This is a genomic window from Olavius algarvensis spirochete endosymbiont (genome assembly GCA_900608495.1).
In the GTDB taxonomy this organism is placed as follows: Bacteria; Spirochaetota; Spirochaetia; order DSM-2461; family DSM-2461; genus UBA2779.
Window position 1 is genome coordinate 1 of record UWYT01000258.1, and the last position, 10,429, is coordinate 10,429.

Consider the following 10,429-nt stretch of genomic DNA (forward strand, 5'->3'; position numbering starts at 1 on the left):
GCCGTACTTCGCAGATTCGGTGAGACATTTGTCTTTGTAGTTGAAGATGATGTCGCAGAAAAGAGATCCGTTGTGCTGGGAATCTCACATAGTGGAATTGTCGAGGTAGTAGAAGGAGTCGAGGCTGGAGAGAAAATTGTAATTAAGGGTCAGAATGCTTTAGAAGATGCGACTAAGGTTCGTGTCCTCCAGAAAACGCAGGCGGTAAGCTAGGATGAGTATCGCGAAAAGAGTTGTTGGCAGGCCGACAACTTTCCTTATTATATATTGTCTTATAGTCGGTTTGGCATTGTATATCCTGCCACAAATAGCTATAGATTTGCTCCCGGATATCACGCCGCCAATTTTGGTGGTTTACACAACTTACCCGGGAGCCAGTCCAGAGGAAATTGAGCAGACTATCACCAGGCCAATGGAGGGGGCCATATCGAACGCAACGGGTATACGAGAAATCAATTCAACCTCCTCCGAGGGGCAAAGTATCATACTCCTTGAACTAAGCTGGGGGTTGGATTTATCGGAATCGACAAATGATGTGCGCGATAAATTGGAATTTGTCAAGAGTCTCCTGCCGGAAGCAGCAAGCAGTCCTCAAATATTCAAATTCGACCCATCAATTATTCCGGTTTATCAGATATCTGTGGGGGGAAATCGAGATGTGGATGAACTATACGATATCACGAGGAACCAGATTCAGCCCAGATTTGAGCAGGTGGATGGTGTTGCTCTCGTAACGCTGTATGGCGGACGTGATAGGGCCATAAGAGTTGAAATATCTCAGAATCGCTTAGAGGCCTACGGACTTACGATGCTCGGCGTCACCCAAAGCCTTTCAGCACAGAATGTTCAAATTGGTTCGGGTTCGGTTTACGAGGGCAATTTCAAATATTTGGTTCAAACCATGGGTCAGTTCAACAGCGTTGAGGAGATTCGAAACGCGGTTATCACCTACAGGGGCGGTGGAATTGACCCGTCTACCGGGCAGAGCACTGGCACAGCCATTAGACTTCGGGACATTGCCGATGTGAGTGATGCATACAAAGAAGCCCCCAATAAAACCTTTGTAAATGGCGTTCAGAGCATATACATCGCAATGCAAAAACAATCGGGTACTAACTCTGTGGAGGTTGCCGACAATATCGCTGCTGAAATGGAAAAAATCCAAAATGCCTTGCCAGCCGGCGTAGGCCTTACAACCGTTTATGACACAACTAAGATTATCCGGAACTCACTTAGAAGCGTTACTTCTTCGGCAATACTTGGAGCAGTTTTGGCGATGGTTGTACTATTTATCTTCCTTAGAAGTGCGAAGAGCACCTTCATAATCGGCCTTTCAATTCCCATCAGTTTGCTTACCACCATCATGGTTATGTATTTTGCTGGATTGACGCTCAATATCATGACTTTGGCCGGGCTAACCCTTGGAATTGGTATGATAGTTGACTCCTCCATAGTGATACTTGAAAACATTTACCGGTATCGAGAAAAGGGCGCAAAGGCAATTCCAGCCGCATTTCTGGGTTCTCAGGAAATGATGACCGCGATTACGGCTTCTGTTCTAACCACAGTTGGAATCTTTTTGCCCTTACTGATGTTCAAGAGAGAACTGGGCATAATAGGAATTTTTTTCCAGGATTTAACCTTGACAATAGTTATAGCGCTGCTTGTTTCGCTTCTGGTGGCTATTACACTGGTGCCGGTTCTTACGAGCAAGTACCTCGTACTCTACACCTCCAGGCAGAAACCATCAAGGAGTCGGTTCTTTGCGGCGATAAGCAATGCTCTTGGTAATTCATTTATCAAATTCACTAATGGTTATAAGCGCCTGCTGGCCGCCGTTTTGGGTCACAAGGGACTCACGGCCATTATTATATTTTTGGTATTTATTGCCAGTTTCTTTACTCTGGAGCCTCTGGGCGGAAATACTGGAATCGAATTCATGCCCAGTCAAGCGCAGGATACTCTGGAAATTGCAATGGAATTTCCTGTTGGAACCCGATACGAGGTTACCGAGGCGGCACTGATGGAACTGGCTGATCGTGCTCGAAAGGAAATTGAGGGATATCAGGATATCTTTATTCTCTCTGGAACAGGAGCGGATTTCTTTGCTCTCAGCTCTGAATCGCATAGGGGTGTACTTTATATCACTTTGCCGCCCTTCGATCAGCAAATTGATAGTTATGCTGAGATGCAGCGAAAGGTACGCGCGAATTTCGATCTGTTCCCTTCGGCCAACTTCGAGGTACGAGAACCCCAGTTTGGTGGCACGTCCCCGATTGATATTGTTTTGCGAACAGACGATTTGGATAAATCCAGAGCATTGGCAACCGAAATTCGCGAACTCCTTGAGAATCAGGTGGATGAGGTAATCGAACCTCAGGTTTCTCTTGAGGAAGGTCTTCCAATTTCAAGTATCGTTTTGGACCGCGATAAGGCATATTCATTGGGACTCAACATCAGCAGTGTTGCCAGCGAGATAAGCGCGGCTGTCAATGGCAAAATAGCTGGCCGTTATCGATCTGGCGGAGATGAGATTGATATTCTGGTAATCTTCCGAGAGGAGGATCGCCGAGAAATTCCTGATTTGGACCGGATTTACGTTCCAAATCAGGCGGGCGGGCGAATTCCAGTAAGTTCGATTGCCAAAATCGAACGAACAACCGGGCCGGTATCCATAGCCAGGGAAAATCGTTCCAGGGTGGTGCATGTAACCGCTAAATTGAAACCCAAGACTTCTCTTAACGTGGCAGATGCTGCGGTAAAAAGGGCTGTCGCCAGAAACATAATTGTCGATGACGATGTAATTCTTGAATACTCCGGTGATTTTGCTGAACTGATGAAGTATATTTTCAAATTCGTTGCGATTATTCTGGTTGCGTTGGCATTGGTTTACGGTATCATGGCCAGCTTATTCGAATCACTGAAGGATCCCTTCATCGTGTTCCTGTCGATATTTCTGATTTTCCCGGGAATTCTGCTTCTATATTCCCTGATGAACCTGCCTGTTTTCGGATACGTGACACCCTTGTCCATATTCTCGGCTTTTGGATTGCTGATGCTGATTGGCATCTCGGTGAACAACGGCATCGTTCTTATTGATTATATGAATCTACTGAGGGACCGAGGTTACCGCATTCATGACGCGGCCATAGAGGGCAGCGGCAACCGATTGCGTCCGGTTTTAATGACTTCCCTGACGACAATCCTGGGCATGGTGCCCCTGGCTTTCAACACTGGCGAAGGCGCTGAGTTAGTGCGTCCCATTGGGCAGACAATTATTGGCGGTATGCTGATGAGCACCCTGATGACTCTATTCCTGGTTCCAATGCTGTATGAAAGTATGAATAGAAAAAAACGATCAGAAAACGCAGAGCTTTTGGATCTAAATGGCCGTGATGGGAGCAAGCAGTTGGCTACCAAAGGAGGTGGCGAATGAGGGGACTTAAACGGGTAGAGATAATTGCAAATCATTCGGTTGAAAGAAACGTGATGGAGTTGTTGGAATTAAAGGGATTTGCAAGCTGTTTCACTAAAATTCCGAGTGTTCAGGGGCGCGGAAATTCCGATCCCAAACAGGGAGATCATATCTGGCCGGAGGAGAATTTTCTCCTCATTATTTACTGCGATGATCAAGAAGCCAAAGTGATTGAAGAGGCGATGGACAGTATTCGGGATGATTTCCCAGATGAGGGCGTATGCTGTTTCATTACGGATTAGAAGCCCGAATCCCAAACGTCCCCAGTACGAAAATAGGCCGCATCCGCAGGCTTGCGGCCCATTCTATAACCCTCCTGATTCGATACTACTTAAGGTAGCTATTACACATAGCTACCTCAATAATCGCTCAAACCGGATAGCTATACTTGAAGAACCCATTAAATCATGGTACATCAAGCCATGGAAAACGCCGATACATCACTTGGATTTATCAGCCGATTTGAGACCGAAGAAAATTGTGCCGCATGCTTGGTATTTGGCGGAACCTATGTTGGCGGCAAGAAAAGAATAAGCACGACGACAAGCGTGGATGGGGTCTTCAGAGCCGAAGCACTGAGGCAAAAACCTTATATTATCGGGGCTGTTGAGCGAGGCGGCAAGGCGCGTGCCGGGAAGGCCGAGCGGACAAACAAGGCGACCATCCTTGCTTTCGCATAAGAAAGCCATCGGCGGGAAGGCAATCATCTACGCCGATGATTATAAAGCTTACAATGGAATCATCAATAAGCGCGTGAATCACTTTAGGCGGTAAGTATGTTATCGGTGGCGTTCACACCAATTCTATTGAAAGCTTTTGGTCCCTTTTCAAGCGCGGATACATCGGCATCTGCCACTACATGAGCGAGAAGTACATGCAACGCTACATCGACGAGTTCGTGGCGCGGAAATATCCAATGAGCATGTGATTAATAACGAGACAGTGGGAAACGCATTAATCTCGCGTGGTATTTACCCGGAAAGATGGCCAGCAAATGAGAAGACATTCAAGAAAATAGAACGAGAATTGAAATCCGAAGTTAGAAAACTGCAGAAATCGAACCAGCACTTAGACGCCGACAGGAAAGAGGATGTCCAGGAATTTATTCTTCACAAAATCAACATTTCAAAGAATCTCTGGAAAATGAGCGTTGCTCATCATGTTCACAAGAGGGTATGCAACTGATATACGTGGGGGATTTCAGATAACAGGAACTGGTCTTGATTTCGTCAAAGAGAGACATTCAAAAACTTTGTTTAGCCATAGGCCTATAAGTCCCGTGGATCAGCTATGTATATAGCACCCATTTTCAATAAATTATAGTTCAAATTTGACCCGCAAATTTAGGGATTTTGGCACAACTCTTGCGCGTAACTTCTGCAGAAATTAAAGCAGGAGTGAACAATGAAAACATCGTTGACCGGGGCACTTGTGGCCTACAAAAAGACTGGGCAGGGATGGCATGAGCTGTATAAACAGATTTGTCTTTTAGTTTATAAGTTTCCCAAATTTTGGACTTCGTGGGACGAGGATCGCTGTAGTGAATTCTTTCTTGCTTTTCATCCCAGGATTCCTCGTTTGGTGAAAAAATTTGAACCCACGTACAGTTTTGAAACCTATTTGTTTAATAGTTTACGCTGGTTCATGAAAACGTTTACCGAGAATATGGCGGATTTAGAGCACTACGAATCGTGGTGTATCGAGGAATCGCAGGAAACGGTGGAGATAGAACCTTCCGAGCTTGGGAAAGAACAGGAGGATGATTTCGACTTAAGATATCTGAACGAATCTGCCTTGGAACTTGATGAGGCGGGTATCCTGAAGAATAACACCCTGAGGCGCCGAATTCTCTACGTAGTTTTGCTCAGGGCCGCAGATTTCAGCGATCATGATATTCCTCGACTTGCTAAGCTGCTTGGCGTGGATTCGGATTGGCTTGTCGGGCAGACACATGAGGCGCGGTCCAAAATAGAGACGAAGATGAAACTGAGGGAGGGGCTGAGGGAAAGACGAAATAAATACTGGTATCAATTGAGTAAGGCGAGAAAGAAACTCGCGGCTGTCTGTGACTCGGAACAACGCAACATGTGGAGGAGAAAAGCTGATTTATTGGAGGATAGGCATAAGAAGACTTGCGAAAATCTTCGCAAAATGAGTATCACACTTTCACATAAGAATATAGGTGAAATGGTCAATGCTCCACCGGGAACCATTTCATCAGGTCTTCATTTGCTGCGAAAATGCTTAGGTGGGTAGTTGGCTTCCCGTCGGCGGAGGTTATACTGCGCCGCATGGGATGGCTAGACTGATAATACTGATATCGGATAAATTTCGTTGCAATGAAACTTATCCTGGCTAGCGGCAATGTCGATAAGCAAACCGAGCTTACAAGGATTTTTGACTCGCACAGCCTGATTTTCGGACCGGAAATCGGCAATGTCTCAATGCCTAAGGAGAGCGCGTTAACCTATTTGGAAAATGCTCTCATCAAGGCAAGGGCGTTTTTGGGGCACGCGGATGGAAATCCGATTATTGCTGATGACTCAGGCATTTCGGTTCCAGCGCTCGGAGGGGCTCCGGGCGTCTTCTCAGCGAGGTATGGCAGCGACAAGACTGGACGGCAATTGAATGCCAGGGAACGCAATGAATTATTGCTTGAGAACATGGTGGAGCTGACAGGCTCCGAGCGCCGAGCCTTTTTTGTCTGCTCGATGGTGCTGCTTGTAGATGAGTATAGGTTTTTCACAGCTCAGGAGATATTTGAGGGCCTTGTTGCCGCCCGGCCCTCTGGTGAAGGTGGTTTTGGTTACGATCCAGTCTTTTTTGTGCCGGGCGCGGGCTGTACTGTGTCGGAATTGGATGCCGCGGGAAAGGACAGAATTTCTCACAGGGGCCGGGCTGGCCGACGCATCGAGGCAATTTTGGAAAGCCTGCATGCGGAACCTTAGAGCCTGATGCTTATCAGTTTTGTGGCAAGTAATAACGAATAAGGTGCTTCATTGGGAGGTTGATTGATGGTGGATGCAAGGCTGACAGTTGCAGAGCGCAGAGAGGTGAAACTCGAAGATACCTGGGATTTGGAATCCCTATTTGCGGATGACTCGGAATGGGAAGAGGGATTGCTGAAGTTTGAGGCTGGTATCCCGAGGGTAATAGAATTCAAGGGAAGTCTGGGTGATTCAGCGGGGAGCATGGCTGCTGCATTGAATTACATCGTGATCGATATGGAACTTCTGGAGGAGAGGTTGGGTTACTATGTGATGCTGCGGCAGTCCGAAGATATTGGCGATACTCATGTCCGGGGCCTCTATGGCCGCTACATCAACCTCGCCACTAAATTTGCGGCAGCGAAAAGCTGGTTGGAACCGGAGATTCAAGCCGTTGACGCAAAAAAAATCCGAGCATATCTGAATTCAGAGCTGCTTGCTGATTTTCAAGTATACCTGCAGAAACTTCTGCGCTTCAAACCCCATATTCTATCGGAGAAGGAAGAGAGCCTCCTTGCCAAACAACTTGAATCGGTTCAGGTGCCGGCCAGGGCCTTCAATGCGCTCATGAATGTAGATATGGATTTTGGCAAGGTTAAGGTTGGTGATACGGAGTTTCCTCTAACTCAGAGCAGCCTTATTTCGCTACTGCAAAACAAGGATAGGGCTGTACGCGAGGATGCCTATCGGAAGTTCTATCGCTGTATCGATGCGCATAAGTATACAATGGCCGAATTGTATTCAGGCACTGTTCTTCGAAATAAGTATATTGCGGAGATTCGCTCCTATCCAAGCGCGCGGCATATGGCACTGTTTCCCGACAATGTGGATTTAGCCGTATACGACAACCTGGTGAGCTCCGTTCGGCGAAACCTCAAAGCCTTGCACGAGTACTACGAAATGAGGGCGGAAATGCTGAATCTCAAAGACAATCTTCGCCCATGGGACGTTCACGCTTCCATAGTCGATATCAAGGATATTCATCATACCTGGGACGAGGCGGTTGAAGTGATTTGCGACGCGCTTAAACCCCTCGGCCAGGAATATGTGGATGTCCTGCGGGCCGGTCTCCTGGGACGCTGGGCCGACCGCTACGAGAATAAGGGCAAACGTTCCGGTGCATTCAGCGCGGGCTCATACTCCGGCAATCCCTACATACTCATGAATTACAAAGATGAAGTGCTGCGGGACCTGTTTACGATGGCCCATGAGGCCGGCCATTCCATGCACAGCTGGTACAGTGCGAGGAACAACCCCTTCCCCCACTACGACTATACGATTTTTGAGGCCGAAGTGGCGTCCACTTTCAACGAGCAGCTTCTGGCCAAAAAACTCATCGAGGAAAGCTCCGACGATGCAGTAAAGGCCTACCTTATCGGGAAACAAATGGAAGATGTAATCGCTACCATATACAGGCAAACAATGTTTGCGGAGTTCGAGAGAGATACACATTTGATGGCTGAACGGGGCGAACCCTTAACCGTGGATACTCTGCGGGAAACGTATTCAGATTTGCTTAAGGAGTATTTTGGCAATGCCATGCATTTCATAGATGAAAGCAGCTTGGAAGGACTGCGGATACCTCATTTCTACAGTGCCTTCTATGTCTACAAATACGCCACCGGATTATCTGCCGCAATGACTCTTTCGGCACGATATGGCGGGGAAGCAGAAGGAAACGCCTATCTAAGCTTCCTCAAATCGGGCGGGTCGAAGCACCCCATCGAATCATTGAAGCTTGCCGGAGTGGACATGAACCAAACAGAACCGGTGGACTATGCGCTTAATTGCTTTGCGAACCTTGTCAAGGAATTTCGGAGGTTAAACAAATAGCAGTCAGCTCACTTCGAAATTTTCGACCAGTCTACGCGAACACCAACAACATCCGCCAAGCTTTCAATATCCTCATCGGTATGATAAAGCATGGCAGCCTCCGAGAGTTCCACTTTTCCTTCGGGATTACGGGTATATCGAACAGCCTTGTGATGTGTGGCTTCATAATCTAGATTTTCGCCCTCATCGGCGCCTTCCAGATGAATTTTACCGTTACACAGGCAGAAATAGACGGAATCCGGACTCTCAACCTTGACGTAGTACAAGGTGCCTCTTACCGCTGCAGCCACGTTTGGAGTTTGAACGAGCCAGGCCTTGTTACCTGAAAGGAAACGCGCTTTGGACTGAATAACGCTCAGGGCCCCAGTTGTGAGATTGAATGACTTTGTCTTTGCATCCAGTACGAGATTGGTATTCTCCTCCGCGCTAATTATCCGGTTCTCGCCGAATATGATTTCCGCATACGACTCAGGTCCTGTAACGATGACATCGTCATTTACAACTTCAAAACCTATTTCCGCCGTCTCGTCATTTACGGTTACCGATCCTTCGAAATACTGAATAACTCCCACCGTGCTGCTTGCCTGAATTCCCCCGTTGCTGCATGATACGAGGACGACAAACAATGCCAGTGGAACTGCTGCACCCAAAATCTTCATAAACACTACTCCTTATATACATCTTAAGCTAAGTCGAACAGGATTGCCAAACGGTTAATTCCGGACGAGCTTTTAACGGTATGGCGTAGCTAGAATATACAACTCCTCTATCTCAAATTCCCGGTTTTCATCATTACAGTTATGTAAGTGAATATCGGCTTATTCCCGTAAGCAGTCAGAAAGGCTAAAATACCCGGCCATGCTGGATTTCAAATACATTAAGGAGAATAGCAAGGCAGTCAGGGACAATGTTGCAGCTCGATACATGAGTGCCAATGTGGACGAGGTACTTAGGCTGTACGACCGTCGCAACACACTGATTAGCAGTACTGACGAACTACGCAGACGACGGAACGAGAATACCGCTTCAATTAAACAGGGAAAAAACTCGCGAATGAGAGAGAAGTTGATTGTTGATGGCAAAAGTTTGAAAGAGAGCATCGCCGCAGCGGAAGCGGAACTCACGGAAACAAAAAATGCCCTCCTGGAAGCCGTTAAGCGCATCCCCAACATGACCCACCCCGATACGCCGCGGGGCAGAAAAGACGAAGCCAACAGGGAAATAAGCCGACACGGCGAACTCCCGAAGTTCAATTTCAAACCCAGGGATCATCTCGAATTGGCCGCAAATCTGAATCTAGTCGATTTCGAAACCGCCGCGAAGGTATCCGGCAGTAAATTCTACTATCTGAAAAATCAAGCAGTTATGCTGGATTTGGCGCTGAGCCGATACGCATTGGACACCCTCTCCAGACACAATTTCACCATCACCATCACTCCAGACATTGCCAAGGAGGAAATCGCCGAAGGAACGGGTTTTACTCCCCGCGGCGCCGAAACGAATATATATGCGCTGGAAGACACCGGCACCTGCCTGATTGGCACGGCCGAGATTACCCTGGGCGGATTTCACGCCGGCGATATAATCGACTTGGACAGCGGGCCAATCCTTCTGGCAGGACTTTCACATTGCTTTCGTAAGGAGGCGGGAGCGGCAGGGCAGTATTCCAAAGGGCTTTATCGAGTACATCAGTTCACTAAGGTGGAAATGTTTGCCTACACGCGCGCTGAAAATTCCGAACGGGTTTTTGCCGAATTAATAGATATCGAAGAAGAGATTTTTAGAGGCTTGGAAATTCCCTATCGCATTGTCGACACTTGCACTGGCGATTTGGGTATGCCTGCGTACCGAAAATTCGATTTGGAGGCGTGGATGCCCGGCCGTGGCGAAAATGGAGTCTGGGGCGAGGTGACAAGTGCATCCAACTGCACAGACTACCAGGCGAGGCGACTGGGAATCCGATACAGGGAAAAAGGGAAAACCCAATATGCACACACGCTGAACGGCACGGCGGTTGCCGTATCGAGGGCCTTGGTTTCCTTGCTGGAAAATGGCCAGAGAGAGGACGGATCGGTGGCTATCCCAGAAAGCCTGATACCCTACTGCGGATTTACCGAAATAAGGGTTGTATAAC

General features: G+C 47.6%; 10 protein-coding genes and 1 pseudogene. 10 read left to right on the forward strand and 1 reads right to left on the reverse strand.

The genetic code is table 11. The features are described from left to right. The 9 genes and pseudogenes from S1OALGB6SA_RS10325 to pepF all read left to right on the forward strand — a co-directional run. On the forward strand, nt 1-213 hold a 213-nt coding region (locus S1OALGB6SA_RS10325), incomplete at its 5' end, for a permuted SH3 domain-containing protein (RefSeq protein ID WP_503465887.1). A gap of 1 nt (nt 214) precedes the next feature. Continuing rightward, the gene (locus S1OALGB6SA_RS07885) at nt 215-3,436 is read left to right on the forward strand and encodes an efflux RND transporter permease subunit (RefSeq protein ID WP_124033103.1); all 3,222 of its coding nucleotides are present in this window, start codon (nt 215-217) and stop codon (nt 3,434-3,436) included. Next, nucleotides 3,433-3,717 (forward strand): PG0541 family transporter-associated protein, encoded by a 285-nt coding sequence (locus tag S1OALGB6SA_RS07890; protein WP_124033104.1) that lies wholly within the window; start codon nt 3,433-3,435, stop codon nt 3,715-3,717. The genes S1OALGB6SA_RS07885 and S1OALGB6SA_RS07890 overlap by 4 nt, the downstream gene beginning before the upstream one ends. Before the next feature lie 165 nt (nt 3,718-3,882). Then, complete coding sequence (locus tag S1OALGB6SA_RS07895) at nt 3,883-4,155, forward strand: hypothetical protein (protein ID WP_124033105.1); 273 nt, start codon at nt 3,883-3,885, stop codon at nt 4,153-4,155. Between the two features lie 77 nt (nt 4,156-4,232). Next, a pseudogene (locus S1OALGB6SA_RS07900) lies at nt 4,233-4,382 on the forward strand (transposase); the annotation flags it as partial. Between the two features lie 17 nt (nt 4,383-4,399). Beyond that, nucleotides 4,400-4,660 (forward strand): hypothetical protein, encoded by a 261-nt coding sequence (locus S1OALGB6SA_RS07905; RefSeq protein WP_124033106.1) that lies wholly within the window; start codon nt 4,400-4,402, stop codon nt 4,658-4,660. A 219-nt stretch (nt 4,661-4,879) separates the two neighbouring features. Beyond that, nucleotides 4,880-5,731 (forward strand): hypothetical protein, encoded by an 852-nt coding sequence (locus S1OALGB6SA_RS07910; RefSeq protein ID WP_124033107.1) that lies wholly within the window; start codon nt 4,880-4,882, stop codon nt 5,729-5,731. Between the two features lie 83 nt (nt 5,732-5,814). Then, nucleotides 5,815-6,423: a non-canonical purine NTP pyrophosphatase gene (locus S1OALGB6SA_RS07915; protein ID WP_124033108.1), complete on the forward strand. Its 609-nt coding sequence runs from the start codon at nt 5,815-5,817 to the stop codon at nt 6,421-6,423. A 66-nt stretch (nt 6,424-6,489) separates the two neighbouring features. Further along, complete coding sequence (pepF, locus tag S1OALGB6SA_RS07920; RefSeq protein ID WP_124033109.1) at nt 6,490-8,295, forward strand: oligoendopeptidase F; 1,806 nt, start codon at nt 6,490-6,492, stop codon at nt 8,293-8,295. 8 nt (nt 8,296-8,303) lie between these two features. Here pepF and S1OALGB6SA_RS07925 read toward each other — a convergent pair whose 3' ends face one another. Beyond that, on the reverse strand, nt 8,304-8,954 hold the full coding sequence (locus S1OALGB6SA_RS07925; RefSeq protein WP_124033110.1) for a FecR domain-containing protein: 651 nt from the start codon (nt 8,952-8,954) through the stop codon (nt 8,304-8,306). Between the two features lie 199 nt (nt 8,955-9,153). On the opposite strand from S1OALGB6SA_RS07925, the gene serS reads away from it, so the two are divergent. Beyond that, on the forward strand, nt 9,154-10,428 hold the full coding sequence (gene serS / locus S1OALGB6SA_RS07930; protein ID WP_124033111.1) for a serine--tRNA ligase: 1,275 nt from the start codon (nt 9,154-9,156) through the stop codon (nt 10,426-10,428). The last annotated feature ends 1 nt before the right edge of the window (nt 10,429 follow it).